This window comes from Paraburkholderia sp. BL6665CI2N2, from assembly GCF_004366535.1.
In the GTDB taxonomy this organism is placed as follows: Bacteria; Pseudomonadota; Gammaproteobacteria; order Burkholderiales; family Burkholderiaceae; genus Paraburkholderia.
Window position 1 is genome coordinate 5,920,224 of record NZ_SORC01000001.1, and the last position, 17,509, is coordinate 5,937,732.

14 protein-coding genes are annotated in these 17,509 nt (G+C 63.3%); 4 read left to right on the top strand and 10 right to left on the bottom strand.

The window, feature by feature from the left end; translation table 11 throughout:
* Window positions 1-31 precede the first annotated feature (31 nt).
* The gene (locus B0G81_RS26600; RefSeq protein ID WP_106283871.1) at window positions 32-1,309 is read left to right on the top strand and encodes an EAL domain-containing protein; all 1,278 of its coding nucleotides are present in this window, start codon (window positions 32-34) and stop codon (window positions 1,307-1,309) included.
* Window positions 1,310-1,354: 45 nt separating this feature from the next.
* Complete coding sequence (locus tag B0G81_RS26605) at window positions 1,355-2,050, top strand: copper homeostasis protein CutC (RefSeq protein ID WP_134139221.1); 696 nt, start codon at window positions 1,355-1,357, stop codon at window positions 2,048-2,050.
* 94 nt (window positions 2,051-2,144) lie between these two features.
* On the opposite strand, the gene B0G81_RS26610 is transcribed toward B0G81_RS26605, so the two are convergent.
* The 9 genes from B0G81_RS26610 to B0G81_RS26650 all read right to left on the bottom strand — a co-directional run bounded on the left by B0G81_RS26610 (window position 2,145) and on the right by B0G81_RS26650 (window position 14,440).
* Entirely contained in the window at window positions 2,145-5,732 is a 3,588-nt protein-coding gene (locus tag B0G81_RS26610; protein ID WP_134139225.1) for an indolepyruvate ferredoxin oxidoreductase family protein, read from the bottom strand.
* Between the two features lie 277 nt (window positions 5,733-6,009).
* Window positions 6,010-6,981, bottom strand: a complete 972-nt coding sequence (locus B0G81_RS26615; RefSeq protein WP_134139228.1) for an ion channel — start codon at window positions 6,979-6,981, stop codon at window positions 6,010-6,012.
* A gap of 239 nt (window positions 6,982-7,220) precedes the next feature.
* Window positions 7,221-7,466 carry a hypothetical protein gene (locus B0G81_RS26620; RefSeq protein WP_106283867.1) on the bottom strand — a complete coding sequence of 82 codons (246 nt, stop codon included), beginning with the start codon at window positions 7,464-7,466 and terminating at the stop codon, window positions 7,221-7,223.
* Window positions 7,467-7,546: 80 nt separating this feature from the next.
* Window positions 7,547-7,777, bottom strand: coding sequence for a hypothetical protein (locus B0G81_RS26625; protein ID WP_012431490.1), 231 nt, complete (start codon window positions 7,775-7,777; stop codon window positions 7,547-7,549).
* Between the two features lie 121 nt (window positions 7,778-7,898).
* Window positions 7,899-8,816, bottom strand: coding sequence for a carbohydrate kinase (locus tag B0G81_RS26630; RefSeq protein WP_134139233.1), 918 nt, complete (start codon window positions 8,814-8,816; stop codon window positions 7,899-7,901).
* Window positions 8,813-10,093 (bottom strand): AGE family epimerase/isomerase, encoded by a 1,281-nt coding sequence (locus tag B0G81_RS26635; protein WP_134139238.1) that lies wholly within the window; start codon window positions 10,091-10,093, stop codon window positions 8,813-8,815. Before B0G81_RS26635 ends, B0G81_RS26630 begins: the two co-directional genes overlap by 4 nt.
* Entirely contained in the window at window positions 10,090-11,076 is a 987-nt protein-coding gene (locus B0G81_RS26640; protein WP_134139241.1) for a LacI family DNA-binding transcriptional regulator, read from the bottom strand. The genes B0G81_RS26635 and B0G81_RS26640 overlap by 4 nt, the downstream gene beginning before the upstream one ends.
* Window positions 11,077-11,270: 194 nt before the next feature.
* Entirely contained in the window at window positions 11,271-13,121 is a 1,851-nt protein-coding gene (locus tag B0G81_RS26645) for a phosphodiesterase (RefSeq protein WP_134139243.1), read from the bottom strand.
* Between the two features lie 290 nt (window positions 13,122-13,411).
* Window positions 13,412-14,440, bottom strand: coding sequence for a bile acid:sodium symporter family protein (locus B0G81_RS26650; RefSeq protein ID WP_134139246.1), 1,029 nt, complete (start codon window positions 14,438-14,440; stop codon window positions 13,412-13,414).
* Window positions 14,441-15,037: 597 nt separating this feature from the next.
* On the opposite strand from B0G81_RS26650, the gene B0G81_RS26655 reads away from it, so the two are divergent.
* Window positions 15,038-15,556, top strand: coding sequence for a hypothetical protein (locus B0G81_RS26655; protein WP_243856591.1), 519 nt, complete (start codon window positions 15,038-15,040; stop codon window positions 15,554-15,556).
* Between the two features lie 364 nt (window positions 15,557-15,920).
* Here the strand turns inward: B0G81_RS26655 and B0G81_RS26660 are convergent, their stop codons facing one another.
* The gene (locus B0G81_RS26660) at window positions 15,921-16,133 is read right to left on the bottom strand and encodes a hypothetical protein (RefSeq protein ID WP_134139250.1); all 213 of its coding nucleotides are present in this window, start codon (window positions 16,131-16,133) and stop codon (window positions 15,921-15,923) included.
* Between the two features lie 124 nt (window positions 16,134-16,257).
* On the opposite strand from B0G81_RS26660, the gene B0G81_RS26665 reads away from it, so the two are divergent.
* Window positions 16,258-17,343 (top strand): porin, encoded by a 1,086-nt coding sequence (locus B0G81_RS26665; protein ID WP_106283861.1) that lies wholly within the window; start codon window positions 16,258-16,260, stop codon window positions 17,341-17,343.
* Window positions 17,344-17,509 lie beyond the last annotated feature (166 nt).

Consider the following 17,509-nt stretch of genomic DNA (forward strand, 5'->3'; position numbering starts at 1 on the left):
ACCGGCCCGGCTCTCGCGTGAGAGGACTTGCATGACCATTGCGCAACAGGAAAGGACGGCCAGCGCGCCACACGGTTTCGGTGTCGAGATGACGTCGGGGCTCGAACGTTTTACGGTGCAGCATGGCGAACTCACGCTGAGTAGCGTGTTTCAGCCGATTTTCAGCCTCTCGCATATGCGGGCGGTCGGTTACGAAGGGCTGCTGCGTGCGCACGACGCGCTCGACCGCCCCGTGTCGCCGCTCGACGTATTCGGCGAGGCCGCGCGCCTCGGCGATGTGCTGCAGGTCGACAAGCTGGCTCAGACGCTGCATCTGGAGAATTTCAAGGTACTCGGCGCGGAGCGCGAGTGGTTGTTCCTGAACGTGCATCCCGGCGCGCTCACCGATCCCTATCTCGCCGCTGCCTTGCTGGCAACTTTGAAGCGCGTGGATCTGCCGCCGCGACGCATCGTGCTCGAAGTACTCGAGCATCGCGCCGAAGACCTGGAGCGTCTCGCCGACGCCGTGCGCCAGTTCCGCGAGCGCGGCTTCCTGATCGCACTCGACGATTTCGGCGCGGGCCACTCGAACGTCGAACGGATCTGGCAGTTGAATCCCGACATCGTCAAGCTCGACCGCATCATGCTGTCGCATGCCGCGCATCGCGCCGACATGGCGACGATCCTGCCTGGCCTCGTGGCGCTGCTGCACGAAGCGGGCAAGCTGGTACTCGTCGAAGGCGTGGAAACGGAGCATGAAGCGCAGATGGCGCTCGCCTGCAATGCGGACTTCGTGCAGGGCTTTTTCTTCGGCCGTCCGAACCCGGGCGCGGCCGACGCGTTGCACGCGACCACCTGCATCAGCGAACTCACCGAGCGTTATCGCGATCAGGCCGACGCGCGCGAGCGCCGCAATGCCAGCCGGCTCGCGCCGTACTTGCGGGCCTTCGAGCGGGCCGCGGAGCGGCTCGCGGCCGGCGAACCGCTCGAGGAAGTGTGCTGGAATTTTCTGGCGCTCGATCACGCCGCGCGCTGCTTTCTGCTCGATGCGAAGGGCAAGCAGGCGGGCCGCAACGTCGTGCTGCGGGCTGATCGCGCCGCGCATGAAACGCGCTTTCTGCCGCTTGCCGACGCGCAAGGCGCGAACTGGTTGCGTCGTCCGTATTTCCGCGATGCGATCAATGCGCCGGAGCGCGTACATGTGACGCGGCCGTATCTGTCGATCAACGAGGCGTTGCCGTGCGTAACGCTTTCGGTGGCGACGCGCGTCGGCGAGCAGACTTGCGTGTTGTGCGGCGATATCGATTGGGTGGACGAAGAGCGGTTCTGAGATCATGTCGTTTTCAACGATATTTAACGACACTCAGCCGCGCTTATGTCCGTCCTCCTTGAAGTCATTGCCACGACCGTTGCCGATGCGCGCCTTGCCGCGCAAGCCGGCGCTGACCGTCTCGAACTTGTCACCGCGATGGGCGAGGGCGGTTTAACGCCGAGCGTTGGACTGATCGAAGCGGTAGTCGCCGCAGTCGAGATACCGGTGAATGTGATCGTGCGGCCGCACAGCCGCTCGTTTGTCTACGACACCGACGACTACGCAGTGATGCTGCGCGACGTGCGCGCGGTGAAAGCGGCAGGCGCGAATGGCATCGTGATCGGCATGCTGAACGCCGCCGGCGAGATCGACCGCGAAGGCCTCGCCCGTGCGATCGATGCGGCGGATGGACTGGCTATCACCTTCCATCGCGCATTCGACGAAGCGCGGGATTTGCGCCGTTCATTGGAGGTGCTGCTTGGTTTCGACGCCGTGACGAACGTGTTGACTTCGGGAGGACAACCTTCGGTGCTGCACGCAGAAGACACGATTCGAGAATTGGTGCGGCAAGCGGCCGGTTCGCACTGTACCGTCTTGGCCGGAGCCGGTTTGACGGTCGATGCGATTGCCGGTTTCGTGAGCAGAACACAAGTTGAAGCGGTGCATTTCGGTTCGGGCGTGCGCATGAACAGCAACGGTCTCGCACCGGTCGATCCAGACAGAGTTGCGAAGGTCCGCGCACTGTTGACGAGCGCATGAATCAATAGCTAAACCAGCGTAGCAAAGAAAAATGCCGCTTCGAGATCGCTCTCGAAGCGGCATTAATTTACTTGCCTCTACAAGGCCAAAAAAACTACTTCGCCACGACCACCGGAATCCCGCGCAACTGCCCCGCGCCCTTTACCTCTTCCAGGGATTTCCGCACCGACTCACCCGTCGCCGCTTCGATCTGCAAGCGTGCAGCCAGATCGCGCTCGCCACGCTTCACACCCGCCAGATTCGCAAGCTTCACGTGACCATAACCGCGCACACGAGCGTGCAGGTCGGCGAGCTTTGCCACGTCTTCCAGATTGCCGGCATCGAGCTTCACGAGCGCGCGCTGCAACGTGGTTTCATAATCGCCCGCAAGCTCGCGTTCCATCTTGCGTTCCAGCGTACGGCCGAACGGATCGAGCATGGTGCCGCGCAGGCTGCTGAATTTCGCCAGCGTGCCGAGCACCGGCCACATCCATTGACCAAAGGTTTTTTTAGAAGGATTCTTGCCCGGTTCAGGACGCGTGAGCGTCGGCGGCGCGAGATTGAACTTGATGCCGAAGTCCTTGCCGGCCACGCCTTCGAATTGCGCCTCCAGTGCTTCACGGAATGCCGCGTCCGTATGCAGACGCGCTACTTCGTATTCGTCCTTCACCGCGAGCAGACGATAGAACGTGGTCGCCACCGCGCGCGTCACGCGCTCGCTCTTCGCATCCACCGAGGTTTCCGCGCGACGTGCCGCCTCCACTAGCGCGCGATAACGCTTCACGTAGCTCGCGCCGCCGTATGTGTGCAGACGTCCTTCGCGATGCGCGATCAGTTCGTCGAGCGTATCCACGCGCACGCTCTGCTTGGCGAGATGCCGCGCTTGCCACAGCGCTTCGAGCGCGGCGGGATCTTCGGCGGCGAGGCGGCCGATCGAAAACGCCAGCTGATTCATCCGCACGGCGACGTTGTTCAATTCGATCGCACGCATCATCGCGCCGAACGATACGGGCACCAGACCGAGTTGCCAGGCATAACCGAGCATCAGAATGTTCGCGCCGATCGTGTCGCCGAGAAAACGCGTGGCGAGCGCTTGTGCATCGCATGTCGACATGCGCTCCGGCCCGGCCGCGTGACGCATCTTGTCGAGCAATGCGTCGGCGTGCAGCGTCGCGTCCGGATTGGTCACGAACGTGGCGTTCGGAATTGCATGCGTGTTCACGACGATGCGCGTGCGGCCATGACGCACCGTTTGCAGCGCATCGGCGCTGGCGCCGACCACCATATCGCAGGCGAGCAGCACGTCGGCCTGTTGCGTGTCGATGCGCACCTGGTTGAGCCACTCGTCGCGCGCGGCGAAGCGCACAAACGACAGCACCGAGCCGCCCTTTTGCGCGAAGCCCATGAAGTCGAGCACCGATGCGCTCTTGCCTTCCAGATGCGCCGCCATGCTGATCAATGCGCCGACCGTCACGACGCCCGTGCCGCCGACGCCCGTCACCAGAATGTCGTACGGGGCGGCGTCGAGGTGCGTCGCAGGAATCGGCAGTGCTTCGACGCGAGCGGCCAGCGCTTGCGGATCGAACGCGGCGCCCGCGGCTTTCTTCAGCTTGCCGCCTTCCACCGTGACGAAGCTCGGGCAGAAGCCGTTCACGCATGAATAGTCTTTGTTGCACGACGATTGATCGATACGGCGCTTGCGGCCCAAGGCCGTTTCAACCGGTTCCACCGACAGGCAATTCGACTGTACGCCGCAATCGCCGCAGCCTTCGCAAACCTCTTCATTGATGAAAAGACGCTTGTCCGGATCGGGGAATTCGCCTTTTTTCCGGCGCCGGCGTTTTTCCGCCGCACAGGTCTGGTCGTAAATCAGCACGGTCACACCGTCGGTGTCGCGCAATTGGCGCTGCACGGTATCCATCTCGCTGCGATGGTGAAACGTGGTGCCCTTCGGGAACTGGTCGTGATGGCCGTCGTATTTCTCCGGCTCGTCGCTGACCACGACGAAGCGCGACACGCCTTCGGCTTCCACCTGACGCGCGATCTGCGGCACCGAGCTGCTGCCGTCAACGGGCTGGCCACCCGTCATCGCGACGGCGTCGTTGTAGAGAATCTTGTACGTGATCGTGGCCTTCGCGGCCACGGCCTGGCGGATCGCCAGAATGCCCGAGTGGAAGTAGGTGCCGTCGCCGAGATTCTGGAACACGTGACGTGTTTTCGTGAACATCGAATGCGAGGCCCAGTCCACGCCTTCGCCGCCCATCTGGATGAGACCGGTCGTGTCGCGCTCCATCCACGAGGCCATGAAGTGACAGCCGATGCCCGCATGCGCGATCGATCCTTCCGGCACTTTGGTCGACGTGTTGTGCGGGCAGCCAGAGCAGAAGTACGGCGTGCGCTTCACGCTGTCCGCAGCGTTCGAAAGAATTTGCGGTGCGACCAGATCGACCACGCGTTCGCGGCGATCGAGCGCGGGCTTGTGCTTCGCGAGCCAGTCGGCGAATACCGGCAGAATGCGCGACGGCCGCAATTCACCGAGCGACGAAAGCAGCAGCGTGCCGTCTGCGGCGTTCTTGCCGACCACGATCGGCCGCGTGCCTTGCGTGCGGTTGTACAGATAGTCCTTGATCTGCTGTTCGATGACCGGGCCTTTCTCCTCGATCACCAGCACTTCGGACAGGCCGGAGACAAACGCGTCGATCCGCGTCATCTCCAGCGGAAACGAAAGGCCGACCTTGTAGATCCGCACGCCGGCCGCTTCCAGATCGGCGACCGTCAGATCGAGGCGGCGCAGCGTTTCCATCAGGTCCAGATGCGCCTTGCCGCACGTCACGATCCCAACGTTCGCATGCGGACTCGGCGCGATCCATTTGTCGATGCTGTTCACGCGCGCGAAGTGGCGCACCGCGTCGAGCTTCGCGTGCATCCGCGATTCGATCGTCAGGCTCGGCAGATCGGGCCAGCGATTGTGCAGGCCGCCGGCGGGCGCCGCGAAATCCTGCGGTATGGTCCAGTCGGTGCGCAGCGCGTCGAGATCGACCGTCGAGCCTGATTCAACCGTTTCGGAGATCGCCTTGTAGCCGACCCACGCGCCCGAAAAGCGCGACAACTCCCAACCATACAAGCCGAACTCGAGCATGTCGGCGATATTCGACGGATTCACCACCGGCATATGCCACGCCATCATCGCGAAGTCGCTTTGATGCGGCATCGATGAGGACACGCAGCCGTGGTCGTCGCCGGCCACCACCAGCACGCCGCCGTGCGGCGACGAGCCGTAGGCGTTGCCGTGCTTGAGCGCGTCGCCGGCGCGATCCACGCCCGGGCCCTTGCCGTACCACATCGCGAACACGCCTTCGACGGTGCGCAGCGGGTCCGATTCGACCCGCTGCGTGCCGAGCACGGCGGTGCCGCCGAGTTCTTCGTTGATGGCGGGCAAAAAGCGAATATCACTCGCCGCGAGCAGTTTGTTCGCTTTCCACAACTGCTGGTCGACCATGCCGAGCGGCGAGCCGCGATAGCCGCTAATGAAGCCCGCGGTATTCATGCCGCGCGCCTTGTCGGCGGCGCGCTGCATGAGCACGAGACGCACCAGCGCCTGCGTGCCGGTCAGGAAGATCCGGCCGCGCGTGGCGGTGAGGTTGTCGGAAAGCTTGTAATCGGCCAGTGCGGGCGTGCCGTCGATGGGCAGGCGAGCGGTCATGGGTGAGTCTCCGTTGTCGATCGGAGTTGGCGCTTTAGCGCTTACTCCGATCCCATGCAACATAGTTGCGGTTTGCATCCGCGCGCAGTGGTGGGGACCACGAAGGTGACGCAGCGAAAGAGACTCTATTTTTTAGCGCCAATGAGAGAGGATTTTTTCTACTTTGCCCGGACAGTCGCAAATGGGCGCGAAGACCCGCGCGTTTTAATGAAGTTTTGAGATGGATCTGCCGCACAACGGGCGGAGTCGGGTAAGCCCTGGTGCGGTCCGAACCTGATTATGGCAAGGTCCGCAGCGTTGTAGCGCTCGCAACGGGCGCATCGTCGAGCGGCACGATCTCATTGAAATGCGCGTAGTCGATATGGCTCACGCCGTCTTTCTCGGTCATGATGTCGACGAAACGGTGCTGCCAGTAGATCTCGTCGCACGACCACGTGTGGCGCGCCTGCATGGTTTGCGAGGTCGACTCGTCGATGCCTTCGAGTGTGAGCAGCAGCAACGTGCCGCGTTTATTGAGCGTTTCCGCGGTCTCGCCGAATAGCGGACTGCTTTCATCGACAATGTGCATCACCGTCCAGCCCAGTTTGAATACCGGGTGTTGATCGCGAACCAGCGTCAGGTCATAGAGCTTGCGCAACGTATAACCTTCGACCGTGGTTTCCGTGCGCAGAATGCGCAGCCGCGCGCGTGCCTCGGCGATCACGTTCTGACGCGCGTTGGCCGAGCGCACCATGAGCGTCATGCGTCCGTCGAGCGGTCGGATCACCGCGTAACGGGCAAAGATGATCTTGGCGTGCGGGCGCGAGAAGCGCGCGAAGATGAGCCCCGTTGCCAACGCGATGCCGGACATGCCGACAAAAATTTCCAGCGTGGCGATCCAGTGCGCGTAGACGGTTTGCGGATGCATGTCGCCATATCCGACCGTGGCGAGCGTCTCGACGCTGAAGAAAAACGCGCCGCCAAAACCGGCGGGAAACTGATTGGCGATGGGCGCGTTGCCCAGCATGTAGAGCGCGGCGAACGTGGTGTTGAGCAGCAGGAACAAGACGCCGAGTGATACGAAAAAAACCGGCCAGCGAACCACGAGCGCGCGGTGATAGAGATCCTGCCAGAGCGGCGTCGGCATGCCGTGATCGATGACCACGCGATCGTCCAGACGGAATTCGCGGCTGCCTGTTGGGCGGCGCGTCGATGCACGAGCTTCAGCGTCGCCGAAGCCGGAAGGACGGTCTGACGGTTCGGTCGCCATCGCAAACTCGTGGAGATGAAAACGGCCAAAGCGTAGCACGCCGCCTTGTCCGCGAAAGGTGATTTTCGGCGTGGCGCGCGGGGCGCGACGGTGCGTCGCTGCCGTGAGTTCGCCGTGCCTGCGCGGTGTTTCGGCCCGGCGTATCGACCGGCTTCGATGCGCTCGCACCGCGCATTGAAGCAAGCACGCAGCAGTCACGCAGTCACGCACGCGAACCGCGGCGTGCGCACGCTTCGAACTTACGGAAAGGCTCGCGGCTTGGGTATGCCTGCGCCGTGTTCGATATCGTCGACGGCTTGCTGATGAGCGGCCGCGACCGCTTCGGTCTCGTCGCCGTAGCCATTGTCGCCGCCTACCGTTGTCCACGGTTTGACGGCTTTCTCGCGATGGCGGATTTCGTATTCCGCGTCCCAGCGGGCACCATTGAGTTCGAGCGGGCGGACGTGAATGGAATACACGCCGTAGAGGAAGAGCTGTTCAGCCATGACCGCCTCCGGCCGTTTGGTTCAGGGTGGCGCCGAGCGATGACAAACGAGAACGCGAAAGACGCGGCGCCGGTTGCTGCCTAAAGTTCGATTTCTCCGAGGATGCGGTGAGCAAGCGCTTTGGCTTCCTCAAGGGCTTCTTCCGGCGTCGACGAAGTGGCTTCGACTTCGTACAGCGTGGTTTCCTGATCGGCGGTTGCGTCGCCTTCGTCGCGCGAAAGGGTGACCACGCCCTGCCAGGTGTCTTTTTCTACTTCTCTTGTGGAGGCAGTGGCCGTGTAAATGCCTTTGGTGTAGGTGATGTCGTCCATGGCGTCTCTCCGTCTTCCAAAGGTTTCGGTTTTTTCATCCTAGCACGATGATGGAGCTTCCGTTCTCCGCCCCGGCGGCGCTCCATGCCGGTGAGAATGCGCGCCGCACAAGGCAACAGAATTACAGCAGCGCGACCACCTCATCGAGCGACGGCGCGTGGGCGCCGGCATGGCGGCAAGCGGCCGCGCCGGCGGCCAGCGCGAACGCCAGATGCTCCGGCCATGCCCGCTGCGGCGCGGTCATCAGGCTGAACAGCAAGCCGCCGATCGACGCATCGCCCGCGCCGACCGTATCGACCACCTCGACGCGCGGCGGCCGTGCCTCGGTCACCATCGCGCCGTCTATCAGCACGGCGGTCTCCGGTCCGCGCGTCACCAGCACGGTGGCGGTCGGATTCATGGCGCGCAACTGCGCGAGTGCGCCGGCTTCGTCGTCGGTCTTGAAGATCAGGCGCAAGTCTTCGTCCGACACCTTGATCAGATCGGCGAGCGCGGCCATTTTCCGTAACGTGGGCTCGTAGCCGTGCTCCATCAGATTGCGGTAGTTCGGATCGAAACTGATCTTCACGCCCTGCGAACGCAACTCGGCCGCCAGCGTCGCGAGCGTGTTGCCGATCGGCTGCCGCACGAGGCTGATGCAGCCGAAGTGCGCCCATTTCACCTGACCCATCCAGCCCGCCGGCAGTTGTGCCGGATCGAACGCCAGATCGGCGCTGTTCTCGCCCATGAAGAAGTACGCGGGCGGATGCGTCTGATGGACGATCGCCAGCAAGGGCGGCCGCTCCACGCGCTGCATGAAGCGCATGTCGAGCCCGGCCGCGACGCTTGCATTCCACAACTCATCGGAGAAGTTGTCGACACCTAACGATCCCGCGCACGCGGTCGGCAGGCCGAGCCGCGCCACGCAGCGCGCCACGTTCCAGCCGGCGCCGCCAGGACGCGAGAGCCATTGCGACGTGCCGGTGCGCACGAGATCGGTGAGGATGTCGCCGGCTGAGACGAAGAAGGGGAATTCGTGGTTCGCGCTGGGATTGCTCATTTTGTTTGCTCCGCGGATTCGGGCGCAGCGGCCGCCCCGTCAGGCAGCGCGTGGGCCAGTACTTCGTAGCAGGCGCCCATGGTGTGATAGTCGGTCTTGCCGGCCGGACTCTTTTCGTCGCTGTACTTGCGGTTGTCGCACGTGAGGATGCGGTACCACGCGCCATACTTGTGATCGACGAAATGCGCCCAGCTATAGCGCCAGATCTCGTCGTACCAGTCCCAGAAGCGTTCGTTGCCGGTGCGCTTGCCGAGTAGCGCGGCCGTCGCGAAGGTCTCTGCCTGGACCCAGAAATACTTGTCGTGGTCGCACACGGTGCCGTCGGGGCCGAAGCCGTAGTAGAGGCCGCCGTGGTCTTCGTCCCACGCGTGCGTCATAGCGGCGTCGAATAGCTCGATGGCGCGCGGCAGCAACCACGGCAGCGGACGGAAGCGCTCGAGAATCAGCAGCAGCTTCGCCCATTCCGTCTGGTGCCCCGGCTGAAAGCCCCATGGACGGAAGATGTTCGAACTGTCTTCCTCGTTGTAGTGCCAGTCGACCGACCAGTCCGCGTGAAAGTGCTCCCACACCAAACCTTGCGAGAGCTTCGCCTGGCGCAGCGTGATATTCGACGCCACCCGCTCCGCGCGATCCAGATAGACGAGATGCCGGGTTGCTTCGTGCGCGGCGAGCAGCGCCTCGGTGGTGTGCATGTTCGCGTTCTGGCCACGGTACGAACTGACCCGCCAGTCGGGCGACGCTTCGTCGGCGTAGAGGCCCGCGGCGGCGTCCCAGAAACGGTGTTCCATCAGTTCGAAGGTTGCGCCGATCATCGGCCTGGCTTCTTCGATGCCGGCCATCGCCGCATGCGAATAGGCGAGCAGCACGAAGGCCAGGCCGTAGCAGTGACGCGTCGCGTCGAGCGTGCGCTTCTTGCCGTCGTGCCATTCGAGTTCCCAGTCGTAGCCTTCGTGCTGCGCGTCCCAATGCGCTTCGCGCAGGAACCGCAAACCGTGGCGCGCGTATTCGAGATGCTGCGGGTCGCCGAACTGGCGATACGCCATCGCGTAGTTGAAGACGTAGCGGCAACTGCTCACCAGATGCCGCGTGGTTTTGTCGTAGACCGAACCGTCGTCGCGGAAGAAATGGAAAAAGCCGCCGCTCGGGTCGAACACGTTCGGCGCGTAGAAACGCAGCGTGTCCTGCACATGCGAGAGCAGAAAGTCGCGCGAGCGGAAGCTCTCGGGCGGCGCCGCAGCGGCGCCGTTAGCGGGGTGAAGCGGATCGGATTGCGTCATGGCGTTTTCACCAAAGTACTGGCACGGGCAATGAGATGGACGGGCAAACGGACTTCCAGTTCGGCGGGTGCGTCTTCGAGCAGCAGCTCGACGCCGCGCCGGCCGAGCGCTTCCTTGTCGACCGAGAGAGTCGACAGCGGCGGCGTGGCATGGGCGGCGGCGGGAATGTCGTCGAAACCGATGATGGCAATGTCCTCGGGCACGCGCAGTCCGCGCGCGAGGCACGCGCGCAGCGCGGCGAGCGCGGCGGCGTCGTTGTAGGCAAACACGGCGTCAGGGCGCGGGCCCGGCGCGTCGAGTAACTGATGCATGGCGCGCGCGGCGCCGCTGTCGGGGTCGAGGCCGGCGTCGATTGTTATTTCCAGTGACGGGTCGAATAGCAAGCCCGCTTCGAAGAACGCGCGCCGGTAGCCGAGCGCGCGCTGCGCGATGCTGAAGTGCGCGAGCGAGCCGCCGATGAACGCGACACGCTTGCGCCGCTGCTCGAACAGATGCCGCATGGCGAGCATGGCGCCCGCTGCGTTGTCGAGATTCACCGAGCGCATGCCGGGCGCCCACAGGTCGATCAGCACGAGCGGGCGCTGCATGGCCACCAGCGTGGTCAGCGTTTCGGGCTCGACGAAACCGGCGATCGCCACCGCGTCCGGCGCATGCAGGCGCATCTGCTGGATCACGTCTTCGGTGGGGCCGGCGGTCAGCACGGACGGCACGATACCGCGCTCGCGGCAGGCGTCTTCCACGCCGTGCAGCACGTGCGAGAAGAACGGACTGACGGCGAAATTATTGTGCTGACGGTGCAGCAAAAACGTGAGACGGCGGATGCGCGGGCGCAACTGGGCAGCGTCATAGCCGAGCTTGCGCGCCGCTTCGACGACGCGCTCGCGGGTGGCCTCGGAAAGGCCCGGCTGGTTCTTCAATGCGCGTGAGACGGTGCCGATCGACACGCTGGCCGCGCGGGCGACGTCGCGGATGGTTGTGGCCATCGAATCAGGCGGACGCGCGAGGGCGGCCGCACGGTGTTTGAGTTCGGGCGATTGTATAGTAAAACCGCTCCGAAACCGCCCGAAAAACACCCGCGCGACACCGGGAAATACCCGTAGGCAATGGAGTTGGCCCGGAATATGCTGTTTAGTAAAATTAGCTAAACGAAGCCCGATGTAGTCTCAACGCCGCTCGTTCACCCGAGTGAAACATGAGCGGCTTCGGCCTGTCCGCGCAACAAGGCCACGCTTTCGTCGGCATCGATCAGCACGAAGCCGCTCGTCTCGTGTTTCGCGCGCCGCTTGGCCAGCGCCGCTACGGATGCGATTTCCTCGCTGCTGTAAAGCGACGGGCCGTCGGCGGGTTCGACGCGCACACAGCCGATCGCCATCGTCACGAAACCGAAGAAGGTCGGGTTGCCGCGTCGGTCTTCACCGTGAATGCCACCGGCGAGGCGATCGGTCGGTGCGTAGAAGCGTTGCGCGCCCTCGTTGAACACGTGAATCGCGCGCAGCACGCGCTCACGCCAGTCGTCGCTCTGGAACAGGATCAGAAAGTCGTCGCCGCCTACGTGGCCGAGAAAGTCGCGGGTGGGATCGCACGCATCGGCGAGTACGACGGCGGCGAATTTCAGGACTTCGTCACCTTGCCAGTAGCCGTACTGATCGTTGAACGGCTTGAAGTGGTTCAAGTCGACGTAGCATGCGTAGAAGCCAGCGTGGTTGTCGAGCAGGCGGGCAATGTGCGAACTGATAGGGATGTTGCCGGGCAGGAAGGTCAGCGGGTTCGCGTAGCGCGCGGCTTCAATGCGCACCTCCGTGACCGCGCGCACCAGCTTCTCGCCGGTGCCGAGGCCGACGTATTTGCCGTTGTCGGTGATGACGAAGCCATCGGCGAGATAGCGCTGATCGTCGCTTGCGAGGAGCTTGGCCATCTGCTCGACGGTCATCGATTTCTCGATAATCATCGGCGACGCATTGGCGAACAGCAGGCAAGGGCGCTTGCCGAACAGCTCGCGGTGATACGGCAGCGCGTAGCGGTCCATGAAGCTGCGGCGGTTGATCAGCGCGACCGGCTCGTCGTGTTCGACCACCGCGACCGCGTGCAGGTCGGGCATGCGATTGAACAGTTCGAGCACGTCGTTGTTGGTCGCCTGGCGCGGCAATGCCGGCGCGTGCACCAGCATTTTTTCCGACGCCATGCCGCCCGAAGGCGACGCGCTGCTCACCGTGCGCGTGGTCTCGGGGAACACAGCGATGTGACCGGCGCGCAGCGCGTCGCGGGCGTCGTCGGTCACGCGGCGGGCCGGCTGCGCGTGCGGGCGGCCGAAGAAAAAGCCTTGCCCGCAGCCGATTCCCATGTCGCGCACCACGATCAGATCCGCTTCGTTTTCAATGCCCTCCGCGACGAGCCGCGCGCCGCTCGCGCTGGCGAAGTGCTGCATCGCGCGCACGGCTTCGAACTTGAGCGGGTCGCAGGATATGTCGTGAATGAAGAAGCGGTCGATCTTCACGACGTCCGGCTGCAGCCGCACCCACAAATTCATGCTGGCGTTCGCGGTGCCGTAGTCGTCGAGCGCGAACTGCGCGCCGGTTGTGCGCAGCGTCGTGATCACCGGCAGGAAACTGCCCACATCCAGAATCGTGCTCTGCTCGGTCAGTTCGACCACGATCCGTTGCGGATCGACGCCGCGATGACGCAGCAGCGCGAGCGTATCATCGCGCGCCTCGGCCAGCTGACGCATCGCGCCCGCGCTGAAATTCAGAAACAGCTTTCCGTCGAAGTCGAGCTGCGCGAACGCTTCGATGCAGGTGCGCGCGGCGGCGCGTTCGAGCTCGATCGTGCAGCCCTCGGCGAGCGCTTGCGCAAACAGCGCGAACGGCGCTTCGAGCGGCGTGCCGGCCGGGCCGCGGATCAGACCTTCATAGCCGAGGATCGCGCCGTCTTCGAAATCGATGATCGGCTGGAACACGGCGGACAGCTCACGCCGGGCGATCAAGTCCTCGACGCGCGGCGCGGCGGGTCGGGAGGGCGAGCGAGGTTGCATGGCGGGTAGGCGTAGCGTTCGACCTTGGGCTTATCGGCCGGACTTGCCTGGAGTTAAGTGAAGTTTTAATGAACCGTTGCACCGGGTTGGTGCGGTTGATATTCGTGGAGTCATTCTGAAGGACGCTTCCGTCCGGCTTGGCATTGCCAGGAATCGGCCTATGCCATCCGGCCGAGGCGACAGCGACGCCGTTTGCGCGTGAAATAACAAAAAAGCCGCGCGAGGCGGCTTTCTTCAAATGACGCTCAGGGAGGGCGCTTATGAATGTCCTGTTTGCATTGCGCGCGTATTCACCGGCGGGCCACGGCGGCGGCGGCCCGCTCGCGCGAAGCGGCGTGGGTCTCGCCGCTCATGTCGCGGGCGCCCCAGCGCTGCGCGAGCGCGGCGCACACCATCAACTGGATCTGGTGGAACAGCATCAGCGGCAAAACGACGGCGCCCACCGCATGCGAGGCGAAGATCACCTTGGCCATCGGCACGCCGGCGGCGAGACTCTTCTTCGACCCGCAGAAGATAATGGTGATCTGGTCCGCACGGCTAAAGCCGAGCCGCTTGCTGACGAATATCGTCACGGCGAGAGCCAGTGCGAGCAGCACGACGCACAGCAGCAGCAGGCCGCCGAGGGCCGAGAGCGGAATCTGATGCCACAGGCCTTCGTTGACGGCCTCGCTGAACGCGCCGTATACCACCAGCAGGATCGACCCCTGGTCGACAAACTTGAGCACGCCGCGATTGCGCTCGATCCATTTGCCGATCAACGGGCGCAGCAACTGCCCGGCCACAAACGGCACCAACAGCTGCAGCACGATGTTGCCTACCGTATGCCACGGCGAAGCGCCGCCGCCGGCCGCCTGATTGGTGACGACGAGGCTGACGAGCGCGGGTGTGATGAAAATGCCGAGCAGGCTCGAGGCCGACGCGCTGCATACGGCAGCCGGCACGTTGCCTTTGGCAATGGACGTGAACGCGATCGACGACTGAACCGTAGACGGCAGCGTGCAGAGGAAGAGGACCCCCGCATAGAGCGCCGGCGTGACAAGTGGCGAAAGGAGCGGTTTAAGCGCGAGGCCGAGCAGCGGAAAGAGCGCGAACGTACTGAGCAGCACTACAAGATGCAGGCGCCAATGCGTCGCGCCCGCAATAATCGCTTCGCGTGAGAGCTTGGCGCCGTGCAGGAAAAACAGCAGGCCGACTGCCACGTTGGTCACCCAGTTGAACCCGACGGCGGCCTGCGCGTGAACCGGCAGCAAGCTGGCAAGGATCACGGTGCCGACGAGGCACAGGGTGAAGTTGTCGGGAAGCAGTTTCGGGCGAGCCATGTCGGAATCTCGATTCGGTGACGCGGAATAGCGCGCGGGGCAAGCGCGTGAGGCCGCCGTCCCAGCCTATGGGAAACCGCTATTGTTGTTGATTTTCGATTAAATATGCAAATTCATTTGCCGAATTGATTAATGAGGGTTGCGCATCAAAAGGCGCACTCCGGAAAATTTTCGGGCAGCGCCTTGATTCACGTTTTCAGTATTGGCGACGTGATCTGTTTGGTCTATGCGCTTTTAGCAATAGAGGTGAAAATCCCACACGATTCGTCATACGCAAAAGCGCGTGAGCGGGCCGCGCCAAGTCATTGAACCCAAGCGGTTTCACGGTTTTCCCGCAAGGCCTCCGTGGCGGAAAAAGGTCGCAGTAACAAGGTGTTACATCCGCGTCCGAGGCCTAACACTTTTTGGCTCGACACCCTTTGCCGGTGCCCATAAATTACGGTTCAAAGGCCGTCGGGTTGTACCCGCGCCGCGAACTTGTCGCAGCGCCCGTGCCAATCCCAAAACAAGTCCATCGCAGCTCGAACGATGGGTTTCAGGCAAGTCTTCGGGCATGAGAGTCACTGGGTGGACGGGTTGTCGAGAACGAGGCACTGGGTGTTGGGCGCGGTTATCGCCGCGCTGTGCTCGTTCGCCTATGCGAAAGCGTCGGGCGTGCCGCACGGCGGCGGTGGCGGCGGCCATTCGCATGCCGAAGCGAATCACGCCGTGGGTGGCGAGATGCGCAACGGGGGCCGCTACTACGGCGCTGTCCCGGCAGCCCCGGCGCGCACTGCAGTCGCCGACCGCAACGCACGTCTGCCGCGTGGCGCAGCGAACTTCGCGGGCGGAACTTACGCCGACGGCTTCGACGTCTACAAACCTGGCGTGCACCGGGTCGCCGGCCCGGCCGGATATGCCGGCGACAGCCGCGGCAGCATGCAGTACGCCGGCGCCATCACGCCAGTCAGTGCCGAGTCGCGCACGGTGCCGCGGCCGCCGGCCAATGCGCCGGTTCGCTCCGGTTCGATTCGCGCCGACATCGCCCGCTACAACGAAGAACGCGGTTCGCAGCGCGCCATGCAGCGCCAGTCCGACGACCCGCGCCAATCGGAAGGCTCGCCTTACCGGAACTAGGCGTTCGCGCTGCGCGCGCTGTGCGTCGGGTTTGTTGCGTGAGCAACCAGTGTTTGCCGTTCCGGCTGCGCTCGCACACATCTCTTTCTGTCTTCCTGCCGCGTCAATATTGTCCGAATGCTCCCGTGGGTAGCTGATTCCGCACGCCCTACTCATGCCTCATCGCGAACGGCGAGCGAGGCGTCTCTGCCCATTTCGTGCTCCCAAATTCATATCGCTTCGTCGCACCGCACCGCTTCGCCTGCCTGTCAATCTGGTTGTTAGCAGCCTTCGGCGTTGCCTTCACTCCTGACGCGCGCCGTCGATGTGACGTTTCGACGCCACACTTTTTTGAAAATACTCGGCAGCACACCCTCTCCCATCGTCAAATTTGGTCGTTTCTGCGGCGGTGCGTCATCCGCATGTCATCTGAGGCGTTATCAATCCGTCCGCTGCAAGGTGAGCAACGGTTTGCGCGGTGCGCCAAAACTTGCGGCGGCACCGCGGGCGCGCTATCGGCCATGGCTTTATCAGGCCGATAAGCGACAAAACTAATCAGACCGATATACCGGCAATAACCAACGATATTTTTGTTCATAAAAATGGTCCGCAAAGATGGTCCCGCCCAGATTGGCTCGATGATCGAACGGACAACAACAATGATTCGCGCGAGCTCCCCCTTTCGCACAGCCACACCCTTTTTGACAAAGACAGGAGAACCCATGAAAACAAGCATCAGCAGTGCGCTGAAGACCACCCTCAAGGCAACCGCGTGTGCCGCTCTGCTGGCCAGTGCATCGTCTGCTTTTGCGCAATCGAGCGTGCAGCTTTACGGTCAGGTCGACGAATGGGTCGGCGCGCAGAAATTCCCGGGCGGCAAGACCGCGGTGCAGGTCGCGGGCGGCGGCATGTCGACTTCGTATTGGGGCTTGAAAGGGGCGGAGGATCTGGGCAACGGCTACAAGGCGATCTTCGCGTTGGAAGGTTTCTTCCTGGCGCAAAACGGCCAGTACGGCCGCTTCACCGGCGATACGATGTTCTCGCGTAACGCGTACGTCGGTATCGAGTCGCCCTACGGCACGGTCACGGCCGGCCGTCTGACGACGCCATTGTTCGTGTCGACGATTCTGTTCAACCCGTTCGTGGATTCGTACCAGTTCTCGCCCATGGTCTGGCACACGTACCTGGGCCTCGGCACGTTCCCGACCTACTCGACGGATCAGGGCGTGACCGGCGATTCGGGCTGGAGCAACGCGGTGTCGTACTCGTCGCCGAACTTCAGCGGTTTGAGCGCGACGGCCATGTACGCGCTCGGCAACACGACCGAGAACGGCGCGAAGAAATGGAGCGGCCAGGTTCTGTACTTCCACGGCCCGTTCGCGGCCACGGCGGTGTACCAGTACGTGAACTTCAACAACGTGCCGAGCGACCTCGGCAGCTTTGGCACCTCGGGCGTGCCCGGCCTGAAAAGCCAGAGCGTTGCGCAAGTCGGCCTGTCGTATGACCTGAAGTTCGTGAAGTTCTTTGGCCAGTACATGTACACGTACAACGACCAGCAGGTCACGAGCTGGCACGTGAACACGGCGCAAGGCGGCGCGACGGTGCCGTTCGGCCCGGGCTCGGTGATGGCGTCGTACGCCTACTCGCGCGACGGCGGCGGCTTCGATCAGACCCGTCAGACGGCAGCGCTCGGCTACGACTATCCGCTGTCCAAGCGTACGGACGTCTACGCCGCCTACATGTACGACCACATTTCCAGCGTGTCGAGCGGCAACACCTACGGGGTCGGCCTGCGCGCGAAGTTCTAAGCGTCCCGGTGGCACTTGCGCGACGCCTGCTTGCGGGCTTCGCGCGACGGACGCATCAGTTTGATCTCCAAACCCGTCTCCTTCGGAAGGCGGGTTTTTTGTATCTGCGCGGCGCTATTCCTTCGCTTGGGAAGCCGTTTTGCCGACCAGTCTTTGATAAACCCGG